The organism is Hymenobacter fodinae (genome assembly GCF_004745825.1).
GTDB classification, from domain to species: domain Bacteria; phylum Bacteroidota; class Bacteroidia; order Cytophagales; family Hymenobacteraceae; genus Hymenobacter; species Hymenobacter fodinae.
The window spans coordinates 254137-279657 of sequence record NZ_SRLA01000006.1 but is presented as its reverse complement, the minus strand read 5'-3'; the positions used below and the strand labels follow the sequence as shown (position 1 = coordinate 279657).

24 protein-coding genes are annotated in these 25521 nt (G+C 57.3%); 13 read left to right on the top strand and 11 right to left on the bottom strand.

Annotation, left to right across the window (positions count from 1 at the left end; genetic code table 11):
* Nucleotides 1–87: 87 nt before the first annotated feature.
* Together EU556_RS23645 and EU556_RS23640 are read left to right on the top strand one after the other, a co-directional pair.
* Nucleotides 88–2040 carry a KUP/HAK/KT family potassium transporter gene (locus EU556_RS23645; RefSeq protein ID WP_135436718.1) on the top strand — a complete coding sequence of 651 codons (1953 nt, stop codon included), beginning with the start codon at nucleotides 88–90 and terminating at the stop codon, nucleotides 2038–2040.
* A 264-nt stretch (nucleotides 2041–2304) separates the two neighbouring features.
* Nucleotides 2305–3882: a S8 family peptidase gene (locus EU556_RS23640; RefSeq protein ID WP_135436717.1), complete on the top strand. Its 1578-nt coding sequence runs from the start codon at nucleotides 2305–2307 to the stop codon at nucleotides 3880–3882.
* Between the two features lie 156 nt (nucleotides 3883–4038).
* Here EU556_RS23640 and EU556_RS23635 read toward each other — a convergent pair whose 3' ends face one another.
* A complete protein-coding gene (locus EU556_RS23635; protein WP_135436716.1) occupies nucleotides 4039–5844 on the bottom strand; it encodes a M61 family metallopeptidase in 1806 nt (601 codons plus the stop codon).
* Between the two features lie 211 nt (nucleotides 5845–6055).
* Here EU556_RS23635 and EU556_RS23630 point away from each other — a divergent pair, with 211 nt between their 5' ends.
* From EU556_RS23630 to EU556_RS23620, 3 genes are all read left to right on the top strand, one after another.
* Nucleotides 6056–6622: a C40 family peptidase gene (locus tag EU556_RS23630; protein ID WP_135436715.1), complete on the top strand. Its 567-nt coding sequence runs from the start codon at nucleotides 6056–6058 to the stop codon at nucleotides 6620–6622.
* Nucleotides 6623–7353: 731 nt separating this feature from the next.
* Nucleotides 7354–7794 (top strand): DUF2147 domain-containing protein, encoded by a 441-nt coding sequence (locus tag EU556_RS23625; RefSeq protein WP_135436714.1) that lies wholly within the window; start codon nucleotides 7354–7356, stop codon nucleotides 7792–7794.
* Nucleotides 7795–7922: 128 nt separating this feature from the next.
* Nucleotides 7923–8384 carry a DUF2147 domain-containing protein gene (locus EU556_RS23620; RefSeq protein WP_135436713.1) on the top strand — a complete coding sequence of 154 codons (462 nt, stop codon included), beginning with the start codon at nucleotides 7923–7925 and terminating at the stop codon, nucleotides 8382–8384.
* Between the two features lie 50 nt (nucleotides 8385–8434).
* Here the strand turns inward: EU556_RS23620 and EU556_RS23615 are convergent, their stop codons facing one another.
* Nucleotides 8435–8902, bottom strand: a complete 468-nt coding sequence (locus EU556_RS23615) for a hypothetical protein (RefSeq protein ID WP_135436712.1) — start codon at nucleotides 8900–8902, stop codon at nucleotides 8435–8437.
* A gap of 120 nt (nucleotides 8903–9022) precedes the next feature.
* Between EU556_RS23615 and EU556_RS23610 the strand changes: the two genes are divergently transcribed.
* The gene (locus tag EU556_RS23610; RefSeq protein ID WP_135436711.1) at nucleotides 9023–9655 is read left to right on the top strand and encodes a hypothetical protein; all 633 of its coding nucleotides are present in this window, start codon (nucleotides 9023–9025) and stop codon (nucleotides 9653–9655) included.
* Between the two features lie 75 nt (nucleotides 9656–9730).
* On the opposite strand, the gene EU556_RS23605 is transcribed toward EU556_RS23610, so the two are convergent.
* From EU556_RS23605 to EU556_RS23590, 4 genes are all read right to left on the bottom strand, one after another.
* Nucleotides 9731–11746: a M1 family aminopeptidase gene (locus EU556_RS23605; RefSeq protein ID WP_135436710.1), complete on the bottom strand. Its 2016-nt coding sequence runs from the start codon at nucleotides 11744–11746 to the stop codon at nucleotides 9731–9733.
* A 205-nt stretch (nucleotides 11747–11951) separates the two neighbouring features.
* Nucleotides 11952–12521, bottom strand: a complete 570-nt coding sequence (locus tag EU556_RS23600) for a cytochrome c oxidase subunit 3 (protein WP_245327865.1) — start codon at nucleotides 12519–12521, stop codon at nucleotides 11952–11954.
* Nucleotides 12522–12747: 226 nt separating this feature from the next.
* The gene (locus tag EU556_RS23595; protein WP_135436708.1) at nucleotides 12748–13143 is read right to left on the bottom strand and encodes a hypothetical protein; all 396 of its coding nucleotides are present in this window, start codon (nucleotides 13141–13143) and stop codon (nucleotides 12748–12750) included.
* On the bottom strand, nucleotides 13088–13327 hold the full coding sequence (locus tag EU556_RS23590; protein WP_135436707.1) for a hypothetical protein: 240 nt from the start codon (nucleotides 13325–13327) through the stop codon (nucleotides 13088–13090). Before EU556_RS23590 ends, EU556_RS23595 begins: the two co-directional genes overlap by 56 nt.
* Nucleotides 13328–13643: 316 nt before the next feature.
* On the opposite strand from EU556_RS23590, the gene EU556_RS23585 reads away from it, so the two are divergent.
* The 5 genes from EU556_RS23585 (at nucleotide 13644) to EU556_RS23565 (ending at nucleotide 18322) form a co-directional block, all read left to right on the top strand.
* A complete protein-coding gene (locus EU556_RS23585; RefSeq protein WP_135436706.1) occupies nucleotides 13644–14456 on the top strand; it encodes a TapB family protein in 813 nt (270 codons plus the stop codon).
* Between the two features lie 36 nt (nucleotides 14457–14492).
* Complete coding sequence (locus EU556_RS23580; RefSeq protein ID WP_245327864.1) at nucleotides 14493–14999, top strand: DUF4920 domain-containing protein; 507 nt, start codon at nucleotides 14493–14495, stop codon at nucleotides 14997–14999.
* A gap of 264 nt (nucleotides 15000–15263) precedes the next feature.
* Nucleotides 15264–17426, top strand: coding sequence for an NAD-dependent DNA ligase LigA (ligA, locus tag EU556_RS23575; protein WP_135436704.1), 2163 nt, complete (start codon nucleotides 15264–15266; stop codon nucleotides 17424–17426).
* 153 nt (nucleotides 17427–17579) lie between these two features.
* Nucleotides 17580–18011, top strand: coding sequence for a rhodanese-like domain-containing protein (locus EU556_RS23570; RefSeq protein ID WP_135436703.1), 432 nt, complete (start codon nucleotides 17580–17582; stop codon nucleotides 18009–18011).
* A 5-nt stretch (nucleotides 18012–18016) separates the two neighbouring features.
* Nucleotides 18017–18322, top strand: coding sequence for a hypothetical protein (locus EU556_RS23565; protein WP_135436702.1), 306 nt, complete (start codon nucleotides 18017–18019; stop codon nucleotides 18320–18322).
* A 79-nt stretch (nucleotides 18323–18401) separates the two neighbouring features.
* Here the strand turns inward: EU556_RS23565 and EU556_RS23560 are convergent, their stop codons facing one another.
* A complete protein-coding gene (locus tag EU556_RS23560; RefSeq protein ID WP_135436701.1) occupies nucleotides 18402–19328 on the bottom strand; it encodes a polysaccharide deacetylase family protein in 927 nt (308 codons plus the stop codon).
* 125 nt (nucleotides 19329–19453) lie between these two features.
* On the opposite strand from EU556_RS23560, the gene dapA reads away from it, so the two are divergent.
* Nucleotides 19454–20317: a 4-hydroxy-tetrahydrodipicolinate synthase gene (gene dapA / locus EU556_RS23555; protein ID WP_135436700.1), complete on the top strand. Its 864-nt coding sequence runs from the start codon at nucleotides 19454–19456 to the stop codon at nucleotides 20315–20317.
* A 94-nt stretch (nucleotides 20318–20411) separates the two neighbouring features.
* On the opposite strand, the gene EU556_RS23550 is transcribed toward dapA, so the two are convergent.
* From EU556_RS23550 to EU556_RS23540, 3 genes are all read right to left on the bottom strand, one after another.
* Nucleotides 20412–21110, bottom strand: coding sequence for a hypothetical protein (locus tag EU556_RS23550; protein ID WP_135436699.1), 699 nt, complete (start codon nucleotides 21108–21110; stop codon nucleotides 20412–20414).
* Between the two features lie 61 nt (nucleotides 21111–21171).
* Nucleotides 21172–21909 (bottom strand): (Fe-S)-binding protein, encoded by a 738-nt coding sequence (locus tag EU556_RS23545; protein ID WP_135436698.1) that lies wholly within the window; start codon nucleotides 21907–21909, stop codon nucleotides 21172–21174.
* A gap of 88 nt (nucleotides 21910–21997) precedes the next feature.
* Complete coding sequence (locus EU556_RS23540) at nucleotides 21998–22852, bottom strand: hydroxymethylglutaryl-CoA lyase (RefSeq protein ID WP_135436774.1); 855 nt, start codon at nucleotides 22850–22852, stop codon at nucleotides 21998–22000.
* A gap of 178 nt (nucleotides 22853–23030) precedes the next feature.
* Between EU556_RS23540 and EU556_RS23535 the strand changes: the two genes are divergently transcribed.
* A complete protein-coding gene (locus EU556_RS23535; RefSeq protein WP_135436697.1) occupies nucleotides 23031–24368 on the top strand; it encodes a M23 family metallopeptidase in 1338 nt (445 codons plus the stop codon).
* Between the two features lie 225 nt (nucleotides 24369–24593).
* On the opposite strand, the gene EU556_RS23530 is transcribed toward EU556_RS23535, so the two are convergent.
* The gene (locus EU556_RS23530; protein WP_135436696.1) at nucleotides 24594–25196 is read right to left on the bottom strand and encodes a hypothetical protein; all 603 of its coding nucleotides are present in this window, start codon (nucleotides 25194–25196) and stop codon (nucleotides 24594–24596) included.
* Between the last annotated feature and the right edge of the window lie 325 nt (nucleotides 25197–25521).

Below are 25521 nucleotides of genomic sequence, written 5' to 3'. Positions count from 1 at the left end.
GCGTAGGCCTGCCGGCAGCTGCTATTGTTGCAAGCCCTACCTTTGGCGCCGCTTTCTACCTAGCATTATTTTACTTCTACCCCTCACATGGACGCAAAACATCAGCACACCGCCGTATCAACGGCCGGCTTGCTAATTGCACTCGGTATCATTTACGGGGATATTGGCACTTCCCCGCTCTACGTGATGAAGTCCATCATCCAGTCGCAGTCAGTAACCCCGGGGCAAATTGACTCACATTTGGTGTACGGTGGTATTTCCTGCGTTTTCTGGACGCTTACCCTCCAGACGACCATCAAGTATGTACTGCTGACCCTCAACGCCGATAACAACGGGGAAGGTGGCATTTTCTCGCTCTACGCACTGGTGCGGCGGCGGGCCGCATGGCTGACCATTCCGGCTATTATTGGGGGCTCAGCTCTGCTGGCCGACGGGGTTATTACCCCGCCCATCTCGGTTTCTTCGGCTATTGAAGGCCTAGAAGCTGTGTACCCGCACATCCCGACGGTGCCGATTGTCATCGGTATTCTACTGGTACTGTTTCTGTTGCAGAGCTTCGGCACTCAGATTGTAGGTAAAGCTTTCGGCCCGATCATGCTGATCTGGTTCACGATGCTTGGTGTTTTGGGCGGCGTCTGGATTGCCGAGCACCCGCAGATTCTGAAGGCTCTCAATCCTTATTATGCCTACGACCTGCTAGTGCATTACCCAGGAGGCTTCTGGCTATTGGGGGCAGTGTTCCTGTGCACGACTGGTGCCGAAGCCCTGTACTCCGACCTAGGCCACTGCGGCAAGGGCAACATCCGAATTAGCTGGGTGTTTGTGAAAACGGCCCTGCTGCTCAACTACATGGGCCAGGGAGCATGGCTGATTACCCACGAAGGCGAGATGCTGGGCAAGAAAAATCCGTTTTATGAACTCATGCCCGAGTGGTTCCTGCTCATCGGTATTGGCGTGGCTACCATTGCGGCCATTATCGCCTCCCAGGCTCTCATCACGGGTTCCTTCACGCTGGTAGCCGAGGCCATTCGGCTGAACATGTGGCCTAAGGTGAAGCTCAACTACCCCACCGATGTGAAGGGCCAGCTCTACGTGCCCAGCATGAACCGACTGCTGCTGGCGGGCTGTATTGGGGTGGTGCTCTACTTCCAGAAGTCGGAAAACATGGAAGCGGCCTACGGTTTGGCCATTACACTTACCATGCTCATGACCACCCTCCTGCTGACCATGTGGCTGCGTTCCAGACGCGTGCCTATGGTGGCTATTGCCCTGTTTGTGCTAGTATACGGAGCCATCGAGGGTTCTTTCCTGGTGGCTAACCTGATCAAGTTTCCGCACGGTGGCTGGGTGTCGCTGGCTATTGGCGCCACCCTCATGGGCGTAATGTACGTGTGGCTGCGGGCCTACTACATCAAGCGCCGCCTCACGGAGTTTGTGAAAATTGAGCCCTACATGGAGGCGCTCAAGCAGCTCTCCGACGACGACACGGTTTCAAAGTACGCCACCCACCTGGTGTTTATGAGCTCAGCAGAACGGGCGACGGAGATTGAGTCGAAGATCATCTACTCCATCTTCCAAAAACGTCCTAAGCGAGCCGACATCTATTGGTTTGTGCACGTTGACACCACCGATGAACCGTATACCATGGAGTATAAGGTAACGGAACTGGCCCCCGACGACGTGTTCCGCATCACCTTCCGCTTGGGCTTCCGGGTAGAGCAGCGCATCAACCTCTACTTCCGCAAAGTGGTAGAAGATCTGGTGCGCAACAAAGAAGTAGATATCACCTCCCGCTACGAGTCATTGAGCAAGCAGCACGTTACCGGCGACTTCCGCTTCGTAGTGCTGGAGAAGTTCCTGTCGGTCGAGAACGAGTTCCCGCTCATGGAAAAGTTGGTGATGCAGGCCTACTTCTACATCAAGCAGTTCATTGCTTCCGAAGACAAGTATTTTGGCCTCGATACCAGCTCAGTTAAGGTGGAGAAAGTGCCGCTCGTTATTACCCCCGTTAGGGAAGTAGCCCTGAAACGGATTCAATAACGTTTATCTAGTCCTGTCAAAAGGCTCCTTTACCTAGCTGGTAAAGGAGCCTTTTTCATTGTCTGGGGTATGGCAACTGATGATGGTGTTTCACTATAGGAGGCGCTAGGCCACTAGCCTGGAGTGAGCGGGTTTGTTTTAGGATGACGGACTGTAATACGCAGAAACCCTCTATGCGCGAGGGCCAAGCCTGCCCTTGCCTTTGTCGCTGATTTTCTTGTCCTTAAGTATACTAAGCTCCCACCAACCAAAACCCCACCACGTATGCGTACCATTACTCTGCCCCTGGCCACCATGCTGGCCTTGGCGTTGGCCGCGTGCCAGCACGAAACCGAGCAGGCACTTCCCCAACCCGACGCCGACCCTACCACCGCCCTGACTGTGCAGCAGCTTGATGAGCAGATTATGCAACGCCTGCGCGCAACGGGTCAGTTTAACTGGAACGAGGCCTCAGCTCACACCGTCTGGAGTGCCCTCACCCGTTCTGATTACGTGCTTTCAGTTGGCTACCAGCCAGTCGGCTTCGCGGCCACCAGTGCCCTCCCCGCCGATGCCCGTCAGCTGCCGCAGTGGCAGCAGGCCCGTGAGCAAGTGCTTCAGCTGATTCTAGGCCAGGAACGCCAGACCAATCCTACGCTTACCCTCGACCAACTCACTCTTTTTGAGGAAAACAGCCTTCCCGTGCTGACGGTGCATGTGCGGGAATTGAGTACCGTGCAGGCCTTGCGCCGCTCTGGGCTGGTGCGCTACGCCGAGCCCATGGGGTATGAGCCCAACCGCCCCGCTGCCGGGGCTGCCAACCGCGCGGTTTCCTCACTTAGCAGTAGCGGCTGCGGCAACAACACCGCCACCGCAGGGCTTATGGAAGGCTCCGACTACACTGTTCTGCCCGACGGGAGCAAATCGTCCTGGAATCAGCAGGACCAGTACCACGGTATCCGGGCGGGCTGGAGTCAGAGCTCGGGGCAAGGGATAAAAGTGCTCATCATTGATACCGGCTCCTCAGATGCGCAGGAAAATCTCGGCGCTGCCTTCAACCAGGGCCAAAGTAGTGGCCGCAGCATTGAGCGGCTGGTTACCCTGCCGCGCAACTCACTTTTTGGCATTCCCTACGGCGAGGCAGAAACGCCTAACGACGGCTGCGGGCACGGCACCAGCATGGCCGGAGCCTGCGCCGCCCCGCGCGGTACCGATGGCGCTGCCGTGGGAGTGGCCTACAACAGTAACCTGATTACCGTCCGGGCCGCCGAAGATGTATTGCTAGATGCCAGCCGCGAGGTGCAGGGCGTTGCCAATGCTTTCGTGCTGGCTGGTAACCGCCCCGATGTACGCATTATCAGCATGAGTATGGGCCGCCTCACTAGCTCGTCGCAACTCACCGATGCCATCCGGTACGCCTATGGTAAGGGCAAGCTGATTCTCTGCGCCGCAGGTACTTCCTTTGACTGGACAGCCGGCTGGGCCGGAGTAGTATTTCCGGCCTCCCTGCCCGAAGCCGTTGCCGTCACAGGCATGAAAGACGACCTACGTACCCGCTGCGATGAGTGCCACGTGGGCAGCGACGTTGAGTTTACAGTAGTGATGCAGCGCACTGCCCTTGACCGTAGGCCTCTGACCCTGGCCATGAGCGGCGACGCTCCCAGCACCGTGGGGGGTTCGTCCGTGGCCACCAGCAGCATGGCCGGCATCGCGGCCCTGGTTTGGGCCCGTTACCCCGCCGATACTCGCACCCAGCTCATGAGCCGGCTGGTAGCCGCCAGCAGCAACCGCACGGCCCGCAGCAGCACTTTCGGCTGGGGCCGCGTGAATGTTGCGACTGCACTCGGAGCCTTACCCCAATAGAGAACAACAGGTTGACTAAGAGCCTTTCTTACTCATCTTGCCGTAGAAGCACTGCCGGCTAGGCCAACCAGTACTCGTCATTTTACAGCCATTAACTTCTAACAGAAAGGCCCGACGCAGTGCTGCATCGGGCCTTTCTGTTAGAAGTATGTTCGGTTAGCGAACTGGCAGCCACTTATTGAACACGGTTTGTTGTTCGGCAGTGGGGTTTGCCTGGCGCTCAATCCGGTAGCGGCGGGCCGAGGAGGCCAGCAGCGGGAAGCTTATCTCCTTGATCTGCCCCTCACGGTTCACCAGCATCTTCACCTGCGAGCCAACAGCGCGGTTAGCGAGCAGTTTGTTGGGGTCGTCGGTGACGCGCGCACCATCCACTGCCAATATTTCATCGCCTACGCTTAGGCCACCCTGCCAAGCACTGCCGTCGCGCAGCACGCTGGCTACCGTTTGCTTTCCACCCGCGGGGCTGATGCTAGCACCCAGAGCCGCATCGGTAGCGGCGGCCGTAGTCACTGACAGCTTCAGGCCAGCGTACCCCAGCGCCGTTTCGTAGGGCAGCGTTTCGGTGCCGTACACGTAGCGACGGAAGAAGTCATCGAAGCGGCGGCCAGCTACTTTAGCCACGGCATCCTGGTATTCCTCATCAGTAAAGCCCCGCCCCAGCTTTTTGTAGTACTGGTCGTAGAGGTAGCGCATCACGTCATCGAGACGTTTCTGGCCTTTGGTTTCGTTGATAACCATCAGGTCTAGCACGGCCCCAATGACTTCGCCCTTATCGTAGTAGCTGATGCCGGTATTGGCTGAGTTCTCATTGGGGCGGTAGTACTTGATCCAGGCATCGAAGCTCGACTCGGCGGCCGACTGCTGCTTGTTGCCGGGCGTATTCTCCACGCGGTTAATGCCGTTGCTCAGGTCACCGAGGTATTCGTCGGGCGAGAGGAAGCCCGCGCGCTGCACAATCAGGTTGGAGAAGTACTCGGTGCCACCCTCACTTACCCACAGCATATGCGTGTAGTTCTCGTTATCGTAGTCGAATGGCCCTAGGGCAATGGGCCGAATGCGCTTCACATTCCAGAGGTGGAAGTACTCGTGCGCCACTAGGCCTAGGAAGCCCTTCCAACCAGCCTCTGAGGAATACGCATTGCGCGACACCGACAGCGTAGTAGAGAATAGGTGCTCTAGGCCACCCGTGCCCCGGTCGATGTTGTGCACAATGAACACGTACCGGTCGAGGGGGTTGCGGTTTACCACGCGGTGTGCCTCCTCGCACACGCGCTGCATGTCGCGGGTGAGGCGGGCCTCATCTACCTTCGGGTCACCGAACATGGCTACCGTATGCGGCGTACCGTTGGCCGTGAAGGTGTAAATCTTCTGGTTGCCGATTTCAATGGGTGAGTCGGCCAGCTCATCGTAGTTGGAGGACGTATAGGTGAAGGTACCACCAGCGGGCTTGAGGCTGGTGCTTACCTGCGTCCAGCCCTGGGCGGGGCGTACTTCGAGGGTGCTGCCTAACTGCTTGGCTTCGGCGGGATACATAAATACACTGCTGCCATTGAGGTAGCCGTGGGCCGCATCTATAAAGCTGGTGCGCACGCTCAACTCAAAGGCATACACCCGGTAGTTTACCTTGAAGTCTTTGCCCTTGGGATGGTACACGCGCCAAGTATTCTTGCTTACCTTCTCGGTCCGTAGTTTTTCGCTGCCCGCGGTGGCCTGGAAGCCTTCTACGTTCTTGGCAAACTCCCGCACCAGGTAAGATCCGGGTGCCCACACGGGCATTTTTAGGTCGGTGTAGGCTTTGTTGAAGCCACTGAGCGTGGTCTCTACCTCGAAATAGTGCGTTTGAGGCGCCGGCATAGACAGTACGTAGCGCAAGGTTGGCGATGCCGCTTCGGCCACGTTAGCCTGGCTGAGCAGTGCCACCAAAGCCGCCGCCGAGAACAGGCGGGTACGGAGTTGAAGCATGTTTTTGAAGGAAGGAGTGAAAAGGAGGTGTTGCAGTAGGAAGCGCCAAGGCAGCCACTATTGGGTGGCCAAAGAACGGAGAAAACCGCCCGAAGCTGCAAGCACGGACTAAAATTTGCGCTATACCCGTTGCTCCGGTCCCCTACTCCCCGGAACCTGAACTGTACTCCCCCCGTTACGCACGATATATGGCCTCTGGCCTTCTGCTTATATGCGCTACGTTTGGCTTGTTTTCCTGACTTTAGCAAGCGTGCTGATTGCCCGCCTGGCCTGGGTACGTTTGCACCCTACCCCGGCTTCAGCCTCTTCCGCTTCCGTAGCACCAGCCCCAACTCCCACCCAACGAGTGGCCTACGTAGTCAGCAACAAGCGTGTGCCCGTCCGGGCCGACAGTGTAGTGGCCTTTGCCATGCGCCAGTTGGGCACGAACTACTGCTACGCCGGTAGCACTCCCGAAACTGGTTTTGACTGTTCCGGCTTCGTGAACTACGTGTTTGCCCGCTACAAGGTACCCGTGCCGCATTCCACGGCGTTGCTCATTAATGTGGGCAAAGGTATATCCCGCGCAGAAGCCCGACGCGGCGACATCGTGGTGTTTACTGGTACGGCTACCACCTCTACCACTCCTGGCCACGCGGGTATCGTTATCTCCAACCCAGGCCAACCCCTGCGCTTCATTCATTCCTCCTCGGCCCGCCGCGAGTCTGGTGTAAAAATCAGCCAGGTAGAAGGCACCGACTACGAGCGACGCTTTATGCAGGTCCGCCGGGTGCTGTAGGGGCGCAAAAAAAGTGGTTTAGCGGAAAGCATAGAAGCGACGTGAGTGGCCTAGGCTAGTCCTGATGATTCTGCTTTGGCTAGAAAGGCCCACGGGATAGTCTCGCTATTCTTCCTTCTCACATGGCACAAAAAAGCGATGCCCGGTCGCCTATGCAGAACCGTTGTGGGCTGCTGGGCGAACCGGGCATCTAATCCTTCAAATCTTACCAAGCGATGAGTCTGGGGTACAGCCCCATCATCCACTTATCGAGTAAGACCTTGCCAGAATGCGGGAATAGCTCAAATAGGAGCGAGTTCCGCGCGAAAGCTGTTGTTAAGCGCGTCCGGCGGTGAAGCGGACTACATTCGACAGGCTTGGCAGGATTTGTTTGGGACTACTAGACATTTTGTACCTCCTTTCTTTAGATCCGACATAACCCGGGCTTTGCTTCCCAGCACCTTAGGGCTGCGCGGCGGGGGCTGTAGCACTCGCTACGGTTAGTAAAGTTAAAATCCCCCCGGATGGTTCAAAATAAAAACACCATTATTTATGCCCCCTAGCCCACTTTCGGGCCATACGCCTGATCATCAGGGCCTTTAATTTCTACAGCAGGAAGTCAAAATTCAGGCATAGGATATCTGGCTTCAAACTTGCCTATACTATCTGCGCACAAACCCGAGGGACAACGGATTGCACTGATCAGTTTTTGTTCTATCTTTTTCCCGAAAACCCACTCTTACTTCATCACCATGAAAAAAACCCTGCTCCTTTGTCTAACCCTGTTGCTTGGTGTAATTGGCGCCGCTTCGGCCCAAAAACTCTCCCCGTTGGGTGTCTGGACCAACGCCGAAAAGAAGGCCACTTTTGAAATTTATCAGTGTGGCAACAAGCTCTGCGGTAAAATTGTAACCCTGACGGTTCCCAACGACCCCAAAACGGGTAAGCCCAAAACAGACTCTATGAACCCCGACCCCAAGCTGCGCAACCGCCCCCGTTTGGGCCTAGTGTTCATGCAAGGGTTTGAGTATGATGAAGGCAACAAGTGGGATGACGGCAAGATCTACGACCCCGAAAGCGGCAAAACGTACTCCTGCTACATGAAAATGGAAAATCAGAATACCATGGAGGTAAAAGGCTACATTGGCTTCTCCATGATTGGCAAGTCACAGACCTGGACCCGGGTACGCTAGTAGGCACCCACTGCTAGGCCAGTAGGTAAAAAGCGACGCTTCTGCGCAGAAGCGTCGCTTTTTTTGTTTCTTACTACTACACTGGCTACATGTGCCAGTAGGCTACTTGTGCCCGGCTTGCAGAATTTATGAAACAGCTACTACGTTGGAGCACCGGAATATTGACCCTGACCTTGGGCCTGCTCACCCCAGCGGCAGGGTTAGGCCAGTCGCTCTCACCCGTAGGTGTGTGGGCCGATGATTCACAGAACACACATATCGAGCTGTATTCGTGCGGCAATAAGGAGCTATGCGGCAAGCTCGTGTGGCTCCGCCCCACCACCGATAGCACCGCCGCCTACCCTCAGCTTGATGTGCATAACCCCGACCCAGCCAAGCGCCAGCACCCCATGCATAATCTGCGGATTTTACGCGGGCTGCGCTATGACGCCAGCGACGAACGGTGGGAGGACGGCGAGATTTACGACCCCAACAACGGCCGTACATACTCCTGCTACGTGCGCTTGCACTCCAAAAACCGCTTGGAGGTAAAGGGTTATATCGGCTTCCCGCTTCTGGGCCGCTCTCACTACTGGACCCGGGTACGCTAGCTAGGCCAGTGGGGCACTGCTCTGTTGTGAACAAAAGCCCCTAGGCCACATTATAAAATCTCCTTGATCTGGTACGACTTGCCGCGGAACGTAAACGTGTCGCCGGAATGCACCTGTGCCATTGCCTGGTATAAGGGCGAAAAGGCCGAAAGCGCAAAGTAAGGCTGGCCCTCTACCTTAATCTCTCCCAGGCTCAGCGACACGTAGAAACGTTGCGAGTCCGTCACTACTACTGAGCCCAAACCTGGCTGATTGGGTGAAGATTTGGCTTCCGGTACGCGGCGCAACACCTGTAGGCCAGTTAAAGCCTCATCGAGCTGACGGGCAAACAGGTCGCGCTGGCGCTGGCACACCTCCCGAAACGACTCCATGGCTTCCTCAGCCGTGTCGCCTTCCAAGGCGCTTTCCTGCACCTCCAGCATGGCCTGTCGGGCATTGTGGACTTTCTCTTCCTGAATGCGGCGGCACTCCGCCAAAAGCTGGTGTTTGAGGGTAGCAGATGCGCTGGTTGTTGACATGGCAGAAGCTAATTTTTATTCATAAAGCAAGACAAAAAGGGACCCATCGGAGGCGCACAGGTTGCAGCTTGTATCGAAACTATTTAGCTGGGCTTATGTTACTCCTGAAACTTCCCCGCCTTGTTACCTTTCCTTAAAAAGCTATTTTCCTCTTCTGATGCGGCTCCTTCTACGGAGTGGCAGCCCCTGCAGCGTAGCGCGGCAGAAGAGCGCCTGCGACAGAAATGGGTGCAGGAGCAAGTGTACCTAAACTGGATGGGACCCTATTTTAAAGCCTATCATTATCAGAAAGCAGGCCTACCCAATCAGCAGTTTCGAGTGCAACTGCTGCACGATGAGGGCCGCCAGGGTGCCTTGTTTTTCTACGACCCCAGCATTGGACCCGGCAACTTCCGCCACCTCTTCGATTACATCCGCGACCGGGTTCTGGCGCTGGGCTACAACCTTGCTACCTCCGACCAGCGGAGCGTGCGCCACGCCTCCTACACCGAAACTATTTTCAAGCACTTTCTGAAGCCGCAACCGCGCGACTGCACCCAAACTGGCCGCTGCAATCAGCTCTACGGCAACATTACTATTGATCTAGTGAGCGTCAATGGGCAACCTGGGTTTCTGCGCCTGTTCAGCAATCCCTTTGCTAATGCCATCTTCACCCCCGCTCACTCTTTCGACGAGATGTTAGCGGCCATCTTTGACATGCCCGCCGCCACTCCTGAGGTGCAAAAGCTGATCAAAAAATACGCTCACAAATAGGGAGTATTTTTGCTTAAAACACCAAGGGCTTCCTCAGTTGAGGAAGCCCTTGGTGTATTTTTGGTAGGTGCCCGGTTATTCTGCAGCCCGCACAAAACGCGCCTGCGATACGCTGCCATCAGGTGTCGTTAGGTGCAGATGGTAGATACCTGGCCTTAGGTGCTGAGTATGTAGAACCGGCGCCGACCCAGCTACTGCCTGCCGCAGCACTACACGCCCAGTAGCATCGCGCACTTCGGCCTGCGCCCGCGTTGCCCCCAGATCCGCAATGCGCAGCTGGCCTACACAAGGATTGGGGTACACACTTACTGAGGCAACTGCGGCGGCGTTCTTGCTGGCCAGCACTAGTCCATTGTCGCGGGTTACGGAGCCGGCACCGTTGAGCACCCACTGGTCTGGGTCGATGGTAATGGCACTGAGTGTCCGACTTTCCGAGAGGCCTAGGTCGGTGATGGGCTGGTTCTGACGCAGACGCACTGTGCGGCTGGTACCATCCGTGAATTGCAGCAGCAAGTCAAGATCGGTGGCGAAAAACGGAGTAACGGCGGGCATAGAAGCCGTTTCGGTGGACTGTAGGAAGATGCTCTGGCCCACTTGGTTCCACCGCACTGCGAACGTGGGGTACCCCTCCCCCCGAAACCACTGGTCGAAGAAATACTGTAGCGGCACCCCTGCTTCAGTCTCAAAAATGCGCTGCAGGTCGCGAGTGCGGGCCGTACGACCGGCGTACGTAGCTTGGTAGGTTCTCAACGCCCGGAAGAATTTCTCATCATCATGCAGCAGGTAGCGTAGCATGTGAACAACGGAGGCCCCCTTCTTATAGCTCAGGCGCGAGCTAAAAATGCGGTTTACGTTGCTGGTGTCCGACACGAATAGGCTACCACCGGGAGCCGTCATGGCGGAAGCGTGAGCCTGATCCATCCACCTTCTAGCGTCAGTGTCTGAAGCGAACTGGCCTAGTGAGAGGTACTCCCCGTAGGAAGCAAAGCCTTCATTCAGCCAGATATCCTCCCAAGCGCCGCAGGTCACGTTGTCGCCGAACCACTGGTGAAATAGCTCGTGGGCCGTGAGCGTGAAGGTAAAGCCATCTTGAGTGGTCATGGTCTGGTGCTCCATGCCTCCCCCAATGGGTGCCATGCTGTGGCCGTACTTCTCCGCCGCAAACGGATACAGGCCTACCAGCCGGGAATAGTTCTCAATGAAGCCAGGTGTGCGGTCAATTTCTGCGCGGTAGTTGCTGAGCGCTGTCTGGTTATATACGTAGTTGACAATTGGGATGCGGGGGCCGCCCACGGGGTTGGCGTAATTGATGTACTCTACATAGGGCCCTACCGCCACCGATATCAGGTAGTAATCAATGGCGTACTTTGATTTCCACTCGTAGCGCACTTTCCCGTTGGGCTGGGGCGTTACGGCCCGAAGCAACCCATTAGAGCCCACCTTATTGATGGCCGAGGTGGTCACCCAAACTTCTGAGGAATCGGCTTTGTCGGTGAGCACCTGCTTGCAGGGCCACCACTCATAGGCGTTGTAGGGCTCCGACAGGCTCCAGGTGGTGCTGACCCCGTACGTGGGAGCAACGGCCGTATTGAGGGCATTGCCAATGGCAGCTGAATTGCCGCTGGGAGCGGTGCCATGGTAGTAAATAAGGGCATTAAATAACGCCTGCGCACCCACGGGCTGCTGCAAAGCGGCGGTTACGTCACCGCCGGCCCGGCGCCAGCCCGGACTTTTCCGGCCGTCTATTACTACCGAGTCAATGACCAGGGTTGGGTACAGCTCAAATGCCAACGAGTCAAACGTAGCCACCAAGGAGCGGGCTTTAATGCGCACGGAACCACCCACACTGCGGGAGTTATTCTCTAGGCCTATATCCAGCTTATAAAAGCTGACATCGTAGCGGGCCATCTTCTGGCGGTGGTTAAGGCTGGCGTAGGCCACCCGGTTGACCTCCCCTATTCGGGCTTGGGCGCAGGCATCGGCAGCACCCAGGATATCAGCGGGCCGCGCTTGGTACGTGGGCACTTGGGCCAAGGCAGACTGGCCTAGCAGTAGCAGCCCCGCTACTAAAGCCGGTAAAAATCGAGACATAAAGCTGATTGGAAGACAATAAAAGGCCAAGCGCAGGCAACCAACCCAATAACGGGTAGCAACAAGGTACGCAGACGGACAGGATTTCTGGCTTTAGCACATGACTGCAAATTCGCTAACTAGCTAGGCCAGGGTTATGAAATAAAAAACCGTCTCCAGTTTCACAAAGAATCTGGAGACGGTCGTGCAGTAAGCCAACGATGCATCAATACAAGAACAGGAAGGCGGCAAAGAGTACCACCCACAGCACATCAATAAAGTGCCAGTACACGGTAATCATGTGCAGCTGCAACCGGCGGTAGGGGTTGCGAATAAACACCAGCGTGCGAACCCCATCGCGGGAGGCGTGGATAGTACGCAGCAGCAGCGCCAGCAGAAACAACATCCCTCCCAGCAGGTGCACCACGTGCAGCCCCGAAATGAGGTAGATAAACGTGCCGCTGGCTACCCCATTGAGTAGCACCCCTTGGTTGAGCAACTCCCGCCAACCCAAAATCTGAAGTCCGGCGAAGATGCTGCTCAGCAGCAGCGTGGCTCCGAGGCAGCGCACCAGGTTTGATAAATCGTCTTGCTGGTAAAGCCGCTTGGCCTGGCTAATGGTATAGCTGCTCACCAGCAGCACTATGGTGCTCAGAGAGAAGTAGCGCGGGAAGGGGTAAATACCCACTGGCGCATCGCTCACGAAACGCAGGCGGGCGTAGGCAGCAACCAGTACCACAAAGAGCACCGTTATACCGACCAGGCCTAGGTACAGCATGACCAGTAAAACGGGCATGCGCTCCATCCGCTGGAAGGTGGAGGAGGCACGCCCGGCCCCTACTTTATCTCTATGTTCTCTATCCGAATTCATCAGGCTGAAAAAATGGGCAGCTTCGTGGTTATGCAAACCAATCCAGAGCCCATTAGTTCCAGCCCAAGAAGGCACTGAAGGCAAGAGGGCCTACCAGCAAGATACGTAAAATCGGCCGGAAGGCTGTTCCATTTTTAGGGCATTTCTGCGCCTAGTTTCCTCTGAAAAAGGACCCTATTTTCCCAAGTACGGCATTGAATGTGATCTTGGGGGCGGAGCCTGCCCCAAAGGTCACGTGAGTTTTGTTGGCTACCCTCATATCCAGCACCAGGCCTAGCCGCAATGCCAGGTCGTTGAGCTGTTTCAGCGGGTCTGGAGCGTTCGGGTCTTTGGGCTTTTTCGGCGCATTGGGGTCCTTAGGAGGCCCGCTGGTAATCTTATCGAACACCCGCTGACTTGGGAAATTTATAATCAGATAGGTCCCCACGGCCACAATTTTCACATCGTCGCCATCGAGGGTTACTACCAATTGCGCATCTATCTCTAGGCCACTAGCCAACGGACGTGGGGTTTGCAGGTGGAAGCGTGGCTGCGGGCGGGTTTTCACCGCGGGTCCGAATGCGGAGAGCTCCGTTCAGGCGCCACGTAGTGGGGGCGCTTGGGTTTTGGGCGTTGGGCATTTGCAACTCCATCTGATCAAAATTCAGGGCCAGCTCTACGCCTCCCGATAGCTTTGACAAGAGTGAGGCGGCCGTATCGGCCCAGGAAGGTTGCGGGTTGTTGTCAGGCATAATGCTTTCTGGTTAAGAGAGTAAGACGGATATAGCTGCGGCTTTCTTAGAAAGATGCCAGTTGCCATAGTACTAACCAGACAACCGCCGCTTCCTATACCCAGCCCCGCAGGCCCGTACGTAACGAACGGCCGGGAGGCGCGCAAGTTACATTAGCCTCTGAAACCATTGTGCGTTCTTGTGATTGGCAAGTCATTTGCACCAGCTCAATTTGGGGTGCGGCCAGCGGGCGGCGTCCCAAGCCCAACAAGACAAAATCCAAAGGGTGTAAACTGCGTATGCTGCCAGTGTCTACCCTTCAGCCCTGCTCTGCATTATGACCTGCCATTCCTTCTTGTTATGTTTAGCCGGCACGCTGGTGCTGGCTGCCCCGGCCGCCACTGCTCAGGACCAGCCCACGCCACCCACCGAAAGTGCCCGCCCGTTTGGGCTGACGGATCGGATGGAGGTAGTATACCAATTGCAAGATGCGAAAGGCAAACCGCTTGGCACCATCCGCAACCGGGTAGTTAACTTCGGCACCGAGCAGAACAAGAAACAGACAATTACGACCACGACTGCCCTTATAAAAAGCGGCGCTTACGATACTAAAAACAAGCTCATGAACCTGCAGGACCTCCGTTACCTGTGCCGACAAGACACCTGCTTTACGGATGGTACCAGTGAGCTAAACCAAGAAAGCCTCCGCTCCTTCCGCGACCGGCGCTTTAGCTACGAGCCTGTGCCACTGGCCTGGCCTACCCACCCCACCGTTGGGACTACCCTGCCCTCGGGGGGCATTACGGTGCAGGTAAGCAGTACTGCTGTGGATATTGCCAAGGTGTATACTACCATCAAAAACCGAAAGGTGGTCAGCGGCCCGGAGACTGTTACCACGCCGGCCGGCACTTTCCAGTGCTACAAAGTGGAATCAGAGCGGGAGAGTGGCACGGCCGCCCGCGCCGACCTGGTGATGCGAAACGGCCAACGCATGGTTGATTACTACTCCCCGGAAGTAGGCGTGGTCAAGACGGAGTATTACGACAAGAAAGGCAAGCTGGAGCAAGTCCGGCTCCTGACCATGCGGCAGGGCTCCGACGCAGAAGCCACTGAGCATCTGAAACAAAAGAGCAAGATTAAAATCAAATAAGCCCAATCTCATTCTACTTTACCTATGCTCTCCCACGTGCCACGTACCCTTTTCGCTGCGGCTCTGGCAGTCTTGCCGTTCGCCGCTTGCCAATCGTCGCCGGAAACAGCTGCCATTCAGGAACCCGCCAGCTCTACTGCCCCCGCCCTGACGGGCAAAACCTACGGGGCACCCATCAGTGCTGAGGGAGCCCAACCAATTGCGAGGCTGCAGCAGGCTCTCGGGAGCAAGGACTCAGCCCAGGTGAAGCTTGTGGGCACTGCCGACGCGGTGTGCCAGGCTAAAGGCTGCTGGCTGACGATGAAAACCAAGGACGGACAGCCCATGCGGGTCCGCTTCAAGGAGTACGCCTTCTTCGTGCCCAAAGACATTGTAGGCAAAACGGTGGTGGTTAATGGCTGGGCCCACCGCGAAACAGTGCCGGTTTCTGACTTGCAGCACTACGCCCAGGACGCCGGCAAATCGAAGCAAGAGGTGGCGGCCATTACGGAGCCAGAGCAACAATATACTTTCGAGGCGGATGGGGTGTTAGTGGCCGACTGATCTACTCACTTGCCGTACCCTACCTCCCGAGCCCTTTCCTGCCAGTGAAGGGGCTCGGTGCGTTCTAGGCCTAGTTAGGCAATGCCGGCTACCCTTCTGCTAGGCCACCAGCTGATAAAAATATAGGCCATGCTACTAGCGTACCGGCGGTTTCTATGAGCAGCACCGACGCTCAATTCGTAGCTTGCGCGTATGTTGGCGGCGTAGTATTTACCCGTTGTGCCGCCCACTCCGTAAGCGTCTGAGCCACCCAAGCGAAGTTCCATGTCCGATATTCAGCAACAGATAACGGCCCTCACTGAGCGCCTGCACCACCTCAATTACCAGTATTACCAGCGCGACATTTCCGAAGTGCCAGATCAGGAATTCGACCACATGCTGGCCGAGCTGGCGCGCCTGGAAAAGGAGTACCCCGAGTTTGCCCATCCTAACTCCCCCACCCAGCGGGTAGGCGGCACCATTACCAAACAGTTTCCAACGGCCGAGCACCGCTACCCCATGCTCAGCCTTGGCAATACCTATTCTGAGGCCGATTTGCGCGAGTTTGACGAGCGCGTGCGTAGGGGCCTCGAAGGCGCCGATGTGACGTATGTGTGCGAGCTTAAATTTGATGGCGTGGCCATGAGCCTCACCTACCAGGATGGGCAGCTCACCCAGGGCGTAACGCGCGGCGACGGCACCCGCGGCGACGTGGTAACCAATAATGTGCGCACCATCAAGAACCTCCCTCTTCACCTACGGCCGGCCGCCAATCAGCCAAAGGAGTTTGAAGTTCGCGGTGAGATTTTCATGCCCCTGCCGGTATTTGCCGAGTTAAATACTGAGCGCGAAGCCAACGGGGAGCAGCTGCTGGCTAACCCGCGCAACGCGGCCAGCGGGGCCCTCAAGTTGCAAGATTCCGCCCTGGTAGCAGCCCGCCGCCTACGGTTCTACGCCTATTCTTACCTGACCTCTAGCCGCACCAGCTTCCCTACCCACAGCGCGGCCTTGGAGGCCATGCTGAGTTGGGGGCTACCCGTTTCCGACACTTGGCGCCGCTGCCATTCCATTGAGGAGGTGTTGGATTTTGTGCACGAGTGGGACAAGCAGCGCTTCACCCTACCCGTGGCTACCGATGGCATCGTAATCAAAGTAGATGATTTCCGGCAGCAGGAAATTCTCGGCTTCACGGCCAAGAGCCCGCGCTGGGCTATTGCCTACAAGTACCCGGCCGAGGCAGCCCGCACCCGCCTCAACAGCATTCAGTACCAGGTGGGCCGCACCGGCGCTGTAACGCCCGTGGCTCTCCTCGACCCCGTGCCGCTGGCCGGCACCGTGGTAAAGCGCGCCTCTGTGCACAACGCCAACCAAATTGCGGCCCTCGACTTACGCCTCGGCGACATGGTATTCGTGGAGAAAGGCGGCGAAATTATTCCGAAAATTACGGGCGTTGATTTGAGCGCTAGGCCTGCCGACAGTCAACCCATTCAGTACCCCACTGAGTGCCCCGCCTGCGGAACTCCCCTGATTCGGCCGGAGGGTGAGGCGCACTTCCGCTGCCCCAACGACCGGGGCTGCCCGCCCCAGCAGAAGGCCCGTCTGGAGCACTTTGTGTCGCGCAAGGCCATGAACATTGATGGACTGGGAGCAGAAACCGTGGGTCGCTTCTTCGACCTAGGCCTCGTGACCGACGCCGCCAGCCTCTACGACCTGCCGGCCAAAGCCGCCGAGCTGGCACAACTGGAGCGCATGGGTGAAAAGTCGGTGCAGCGCTTGGTAACTGGCCTAGAGCAAAGCAAGCAGGTGCCGTTTGATCGGGTGCTGTTTGGGTTGGGCATCCGGTACGTAGGTGAAACCGTAGCTGAAAAGCTGGCCGCCCACTACCGCACTATGGAAGCCCTCAGCGCCGCCAGCGCCACAGAGCTGGCCGCCGTGCCCGAGGTGGGTGGCGTTATTGCCGAATCGGCGGCGGCGTGGTTCCAGGAGCCCGAAAACCAAGCCCTGATCAGTGGCCTACGGGCCGCCGGCGTGCAGATGGCCCTGACCGGGGAAGCTCCGCAGGCCGTCAGCGACCGACTGGCAGGACTCACGTTTGTGCTTTCGGGCGTATTTGAGCAGTACAGCCGCGAAGACCTGCAGCAGCTCATTCAGCAGCACGGTGGTAAAGTGACGGGCAGCATTAGCAAGAAGCTCAGCTACCTGGTGGCTGGCGACAAAATGGGCCCTGCCAAGCGCGAAAAAGCCACTGAGCTGAAGGTGCCCATCATTTCCGAGGCCGACCTGCTAGCTATGTTGCCCACTACCACCAATGCCCCCGAGGAGGACGAATCAACTGACGCCCCCTCTTTGCTGACGGCTGACCTACTTCCGGCCCCCGACCCTACCGACGACACTACTCCCGAAGGCAAGCCAAGTGGTGGCCTAGGCCAGCAAGGCTCTTTGTTTTAGGCTTTCTCGTTCCTAGGTAGCCAACCGGACGCATCCGCCAGCTTATGGCTAGTGCGTCCGCGGAGGAACATTCTGTTGGCTAGGCCAGTTACCACACGCCCGCAGCCGCCGGTGTTTCCTTCTGCCTTCTTCCTTTCTCACTTCGTTTTGTTTATGCTCCGCTCCACAGTTCTAGCCTCCGTTTTCTTCCTGGCCGCCACCGGCGCCTTTGCGCAGGGGCAGACCCAAACGGCACCCGCAACACCTGCCACTGCTGCTGCCCCTGCCGCCCCTGCGGTGCCCATAGCTCCATTGGCGGCCGTACAGCAGGCTCTGGCTCAATCGGGCGTGGTACTGCTGGATGTGCGTACGCCGGAAGAATTTGCGGCCGGCCACCTCAGCAACGCGCGCAACGTAAATTTTCGAGCCGCTGACTTTGCCGCCCAAGTAAGCCAGCTTGATCCTACTAAAACTTACGTCCTATACTGCGCCTCCGGCAACCGCAGCGGCAAAGCGGCGGCGCTCTTCCAGGAAAAGGGTATTAAGAAGGTTCTCAACGCTGGTGCCTTCAAAACGTTGCAGGAAGGTGGTCTGAAGGCTGAGTAACCTGCATGGTGCAGTTCTTCCCCAGCCGCTGGGTTGGCAACCAGTGGCCTAGCATTGAAATGGAGCCCGTTAAAACCGCTTTATTTCAACTGGTGCTGGCCTACCTCGCCAATATCTATCAGTTCCCCTTACCGTCCGTGGTGGGTACGCTGGACGGGTACTTTGCCGACTTTCAGGTCCTGGGCACGGAGGCCAGCTTCGACCTTGACAACTGGAGTTTGTCGTTTGCTTGCCCCTCTGAAGCAGTCCGTGACGAGGTTCTCACCACGCTGCAGAACTTACCACCCGACTTCTTTGAACTTGTCAAATAAAACAGCCCCACCATCCCATGGGATGGTGGGGCTGTTTTATTTTATCTGGCGCGAGCCATATGGCCCACACAGTAGTGGCCTAGAAGCTTTGCACGATGCTGTTGTGCAGGGTGCGGGGGCTCCAGTAACCGCTGGCAATAATGCGGCGGATGGTGAACAGCGGGTCTTGCTGGTCGCGCTTTTCGGCTAGCACGAAGGCCGCGTCCATGCCTCGCTTCTTCAACTCAGGGAAAGCCTCGGGATTCCAGAGGCCGAAGGGATACGCGAAGTAGTTGATTTTCTTACCCGTAATTTCTTCCAGCTGCTTGGTGGGCTTCTCAATCTGCGTCACCCAATCTTGGCCCTGGTATTTCTTTACGTTGTGGTGGTCCCAGGTGTGCGAGCCGATAACGTTGCCCTCATCCGAGAGCTGCTTTACCTGCGCCTTGGTCATGTAGTTGGGCCGGCCTAGGCTCACCGTCATCACAAAGTACACGGCCTTAAAGCCATACTTGTCCAACGTGGGCCGGGCAATAGTGAACTGGTCGAGGTCGGTGTCGTCGAAGGTGAGCATGATGGGCTTGCTCGGCAGCGGAGCCCCGGTGGTCAGGTAGGCAAATAGCTGGTCGGGCAGAATAGCGTGGTAGCCGGAGTCAGCCAACATCTTGATCTGGGCCTTAAACTGCTCCACGGGCACAATGTAGTCTTTAGCCCCCTTCGAATCTTTGGCGCGCCAGTCGCGGATTTGGTGGTAGCACAGGATGGGCACCTGAGGCCGGGCCAGAATGGTGGCGGCATCGGCGCGCTTGCTGGCCGGAATGGTTGCTGGGCTGCCCGTGCTTACGTCGGCGGCGGTGGCGTTGCCGGCCGTAGTAATGGTGGCCGTGGAGGCCGAGTCGGCGGCAATGGCGGTGGCCGAAGCAGCGTTTTCGGCGGCCGTAGCCGTTTTAGCGTCGTTGCAGGAAGAGAGGGCGCTGAGCGCCGTAATAGTGGCCGCAGCCAGTAACGGGTAAGTGGTAAACTTCATGAACGGGGTTAACGCGACCGGCCTAGGGGAGCCGAACTTTTGAAGGAAACGAGCTGACCTTCGCCGCGGGTATAGTACCTTCGCTGCGGGTCTTCCCTACTACAAATCAACCGCTAATTTCCCGCATGGACAAACTCCGTGGCACTGGTGTAGCCCTCGTTACTCCCTTCACTTCTGATTACGCCGTCGACTACGACGCCCTGCGCCGCCTGGTCGATTTCACCCTCGATGGCGGGGTAGAATACCTCGTTATCAACGGCACCACGGCCGAGTCGCCGACCCTCACCACCGAGGAAAAGGCCGAGATACTGCGCGTAGTGCGCGAGCAAGCCGCCGACCGGGTGCCGCTGGTGTACGGCATTGGCGGCAACGACACCGCCGCCGTGGTGCGCACCATCCAAAGCACCGACCTAACCGGCATTTCGGCTTTGCTCTCGGCCAGCCCCTACTACAACAAACCCAGCCAGCGCGGCATTGTGGCCCACTACCAGCGCATTGCAGATGCCTCGCCGGTACCAGTGCTGCTGTATAACGTACCCGGCCGTACGAGTTCCAACCTCACCGCCGCCACTACTCTGCAGCTAGCCCAGCACCCTAACATCATCGGCATCAAGGAAGCCAGCGGCAACTTAGAGCAGTGCATTGCCATTGCCGCCGCCAAGCCTGCCGACTTCCTACTGATTTCGGGGGATGATATGATGACTACTTCACTGATCAGCTTTGGGGCCGTGGGTATCATCTCTGTATTGGCTAATGCCTTCCCGCGCCGCTTCTCTGACATGACCCGCCACGCCCTGGCCGGTGACTTCAAGGCGGCCAGCCAACTTCTCTTCGACTTCGTGGAGCTCAACCCGCTGATGTATGAGGAAAGTAACCCCGTGGGAGTAAAAGCAGCCTTGGCAGGCTTAGGCATTTGCGCTGCCACGGTTCGCCTGCCGCTGGTCGAGGCCACCGAAGGCTTACAAATGCGTATCCAGAAACTGCTCTAGGCCACCTGGCTTCGGCTGCTACTGCTCAGCGGCTGCTTTACGGATTTCTCAACACACGGCCTGCTCCTTCTCAGAAAGAGCAGGCCGTGTGTTGTCAAGGAAGGGGCTTATCGAAGTAGGTTGCCCCGTGAAATTCATTGATTATTCCGGACGACACCAATTGAAACCGCATCCGTTTCCCGTCCATGTTCCGGTAGTCGAGCTCCACGAATCCGTATTGCGGATGAAACAGGAGAACTAGGGTGGTTTTGCCAGCCGTGCAAGTGGCCACAGCCGTAACCTCGTAGCATGTCAACTGGCCTAGGCGCGTCTGAATGTTTTTTTCGCCGCCAGCTTTGTAGTGAGATCGTACCACCATGCGGTCCTTCCATACGGCCCAGGCCGGGTTCGACCAGTGTGAGCCAACGCTTAATTCCCAGTCCCATTCCTGTCCTACGCTGAACGGCAGCCTCACCTCCGGAAATGGACTCAATTCCAGAATAGCGTACTCGTCAAACCGCGGCGGATGTATCCAGACCCCACTTGGGCTTTCTTCCACGCCAGTACCACTTTGAGTACCACTAACTTTGCTGCTCCACCCTATTTCCTTCTGCGTGGTGTCCATCTTCCAGGCAGTGCCTATGGAGGTGAGTACCACCGTATCTGTTATGATGGCCCGGCCGTCCTTAAAACGGCTCACCTGATAGACAAACTCTTTGTTTTGGGTGAAAATTTCGGGCTTAGCCTCAGCAGAGTTTTTGGCACCAACCCCTATTAGCTGGCTGGGTCCCGTTTGGCAGGAGAGCAAAGCCACTGCTCCTAGGTAAGTCACCCATGTTAGCAAGAGCCTTTTCATGCGTGCGCTACCTACTGGCCTACCAGCCACTGGCTAGCACATCAGCCACGTGCAGGGTTTTGATCGGCTTTTTCTCGCGGCGGATATAGGCGTCGAGGTGCATGAGGCAGCTCGTGTCGGTGCTGATGAGGTAGTCGGCGCCGGTGGCCAGGGCGTGTTCTACCTTTTGCTCGGCCATAGCGACGGATATGGCTTCAAACTTCACGGCGAAAGTCCCCCCGAATCCGCAGCAGGTTTCGGTTTCGGCCATTTCCAGGCGCTCTAGGCCAGGTACAGCGTCGAGCAACAGGCGAGGTGCTTCGCGGATGCCGCACTCCCGCAGGGCCGAGCAGGAGTCGTGGTAGGTGTATTTGCCCTGTAACCGCGCCTGTGGGATGGTCTTCACACCCAGTACATCTACCAGAAACTCCGTCATTTCAAACGCCCGTCGCTCTACACCGTGGTAGCGACCTGCTTCGGGAGTGCCTTCAAACAACTCGGCGTAGGTGTTGCGCACCATTCCAATGCAAGAGGCTGAGGGGCTCACGATGTAGCGCTCCTGCTGCGTGGGAAAATCGTCGAGGAATTTGCAGGCTACCTCCCGGCTCTGCTGTTTGTAGCCGGCATTGTAGGCGGGCTGCCCGCAGCAAGTTTGGGCGGCGTTGTAATGCACTTCGCAGCCCACCGCTTCCAGCACTTTCACCATGTTCATGGCGGTTTCCGGAAACAGTTGATCTACGAAGCAAGGAATAAACAGGTCGACTTGAGGGGCTGGCATAGGAAAAGAAGAATGTCATTCCTACGCCAGAGGAAACTGGTCTGGAGGCTAACCCAGTTTCCTCTGGCGTAGGAATGACAAAGTACGGTTAATGAACCGCAAAAATGCGCTGATTTAGCTCTAAGGCATCTGTTAGGGCTTCCAAGTTAAGCACGGGCTCCTCCTCTACTGTTACCCCAAACTCTATGAGGCGCTCGGTGGGCATGTTCCCAGTGAGCTGATCAGCGGCCATGGGGCAGCCGCCGTAGCCACCTAGCGCTCCGTCAAAATGACGGCAGCCAGCCTCGTAGGCCGCCTGCACTTTCTCCTGCCAGGTATCGGGGGTGGTGTGCAGGTGGGCACCGAAGCGGATGTCAGGAAAAGCCCCCGTCAGTTCTTGGAAGGCCGGGCTGATGGTGGCGGGCGTGGAGGCCCCAATGGTATCCGACAGGGCCACGATTCCCACGTTCAGATCGGCTAGTTTCTGAGTAAACTCTCCCAGCACACTGGGGCTCCACGGGTCGCCGTAGGGGTTACCAAAGCCCATGCTCAGGTACACTACCTGCTCCTGCCCGGTGCGGGCGCACAACTCCTGCATGCGCGCCACATCATCGAGGGCCTGGGCAATGCTCTTATTGGTGTTGCGCTGCTGGAAGGTCTCGGAAACCGACAGGGGAAACCCGATATACCGAATTTGGGGGTGCTGAGCTGCGGTTTCGGCCCCGCGCAGGTTAGCCACAATGGCCAGCAAGTGCGTGCCCGACTGGCCTAGGTCGAGCCCGTCGAGCACCTCTGCGGTATCGGCGAGTTGCGGAATGGCTTTCGGCGACACGAAGGAGCCAAAGTCGAGGGTCTGGAAACCAACCCGCAGCAAGGCGTTGAGGTAGGCAATCTTATCAGCGGTGGGAATAAACGTCGGCCAGCCCTGCATGGCGTCGCGGGGGCATTCGGTGAGGTGGAGCATGGGTGGAGGGTGCGTGGTTGGGAAAGTAAAGGTAGCGGTGCCCGCCGACTGTTCTGCGCCATCATGAGAGTCGAGCAGCGGCCGGGGCAATCTGGGGGCTGATATACTGCTTACCGAACTACTAGCCTCTGGCTGGGGTTTATCCTATTACCTATTTATTCTTGCCTGACCCTGCTCCATGCTGCATCGCCTTCGTGCCCTGCCTGCCGTTTTTTTCGTCCTATTTCTTACTGCCTGCAGCCAAAGCCAGACGCTACAGGGCATCTTTCAGAAATCAACTCCTCACGAGGAATATGCCCGCCGACTGCGGCAGGCCCGCCTTGATGAAACGGCCTTGGGCCGTGACTGGCTGCGCGCCGCCGAACAGGCTCTGCGTGATTCCCTGACTATTACGCTGCCTTTCCAGGAAAGTGGCTTCTTCCCCGCTGACCGCGCCACCGCCGTCGGCTACCGCTACAAAGTGCGAAACGGCGAAACAATTCACGTGAGCCTGAAGCTGGCACCCGGCACCGATGCGCGTGTCTTCCTCGATGCGTTTGAGCTGCGGCCCTCCCTCGCCAAGCCCGCTCTACTAGCCTCTGCTGATACCACCGACCTCTCCTTCCGCTACACCGCCGACAACGACCAGCAGCATGTGTTGCGGGTGCAGCCGGAACTGCTGCGGGCCGGCCGTTACACTCTGCGGGTGCAGCGGGAACCGAGCCTGAGCTTTCCGGTGCGGGGCAAGAACGATGCTGCCGTGGGTAGCTTCTGGGGCTCTGACCGCGACGGTGGGGCCCGCCGCCACGAGGGCATCGATATTTTTGCTAAGCGCGGTACGCCTGCCATTGCTGCCGCAAATGGCTTTATCACGCGGGTAAACGAGACGAACTTAGGTGGCCTAGTGGTGTGGCTTGCCGACTCTGAGCACGGACAGCATCTCTACTACGCTCACCTGGATAAGCAACTGGTGCAGCCGGGCCAGCAAGTCCGGATTGGAGATACGCTGGGTTTGGTGGGCAACACCGGCAACGCCCGCACCACTAATCCACACTTACACTTCGGTGTGTACCGCGGCGGACGTGGGGCCGTGGACCCATTCCCCTTTGTGCGCCGCCCCGATGTGTTGCCTGCGCCACCCCGGCTTGCGCCCGAGCGCCTAGGCCAGTGGGTGCGGGCGAAAGACCCTAAATTAGCCTTGCACCGAAGCCCCGCCGCCAAAAGCACCACGGTGGGTACCACGGCCCGGCCTACTCCCCTATTGGTGCTGGGCGTAACCGCCGACTGGCTGCGGGTGCAATTGCCCACCGGCCGGACCGGGTTTGTGCCCTCGCGCACAGTTCTCAAGGCTGAGCCGTTGCGTCGAGAGGCGCTAGCCACCGCCGCTGATTTGTACGCCCTGCCCCAAGCCAATGCGCAGGCCCTCGACTCGGTACCCGCTAAAACTACCGTGGCGGTGCTGGGCGAATTTGCGGGGTACCGCTTGGTACGGCGCACGAATGGCCGCGTGGGGTGGCTGGCTCCCAGTGCTTCCTAGGCCACTTTCACAAAATCTGCATTTGGGCTTGCAGCTTCATGCAGCGTTCATGCAGTGGCCCGTATTTTTGAACCGGTGATTGGAGTACAACGCGGTGTAGCTTTCTCAAGGGGGCTGCACCGCGTTTTTCTTTCCTGGCCTGGCCAGACACTTCCCATGAACATAAAAAAGCCTGACTAGCAGTAGTCAGGCTTTTTCGAATGATTTACAAATTGGCGCGTGGTTTTACTCTGCCACTACTACCGCTCGGCTGAGCTTTTTGGAGTAGGCCAGACGCCGCTCACGGCCACCGGCTCCCACGTAGTCGAAACCAACGGCGCGGTTATCCTCCTTCACACTGCTCCAAGACTGCGCATCCACATTCTCAGGCTGCACGGAAGCTTTTGGAATAGCTGGCTGCACGAAATGATCGTCGCGGAAAAAGCTGTTCATGCCCTGCAGAATGGCAATTTCCTTGTCGCGGACGGTGGCGGCCTGGGGGTCCGCTAGGTCTCGCTCGTTAATGAGCGCCGAGGCTGGCATTATCTCCTTCCGCAGCGTATCGCCGGCGCTACTTACAATGATGAAATTCGCCTGCGCCGTAGCAATCTTAGTCCCGCGCAATTGCAGGATAAAGTTGTCCTTGGTTTTGGGGTTGGAGAAGTAGTGGGTGGCATTCACCGTACGCAATATGCTCCGATCTGACAGCCGGGAGCGGCTACCCTCCGGGGCAGGCGTAAATACTTTTTGGGCGTTTTTGGAAGTCCCCACTTCACGCTCAGTGTTGATACACGAGGTAGTCTGCACCAGCAACAGAGCGCAGGCTACGGGGAGTATATATTTTTTCATCTGTGATACGTCAACCATCTTTCAGTTCGCCAAAGTACGAATCCTCCCGACAGATAAGAACATAGTCGGGTGGCCTAGCCATTATTATACCAGAGGAGTTTCGTTCGACCGAGTGCCGGGCAGCTTTTCCGAAGGTTAACTTCGGGAAAACCGCACAACAGTGTGCTGTCAGCAAATTGCAGGTCGACTGCCACTAAACTGTACAAAAGGGCCTTGCATTGCTTTTTACGCTTAACCACTAAGCCCTGGTTTTATATTTCTGCTGGATAAGACCTTTTTAGCACATTTTCATCCACTTACAGAAAACAATCTAGCTGCAGTGGTC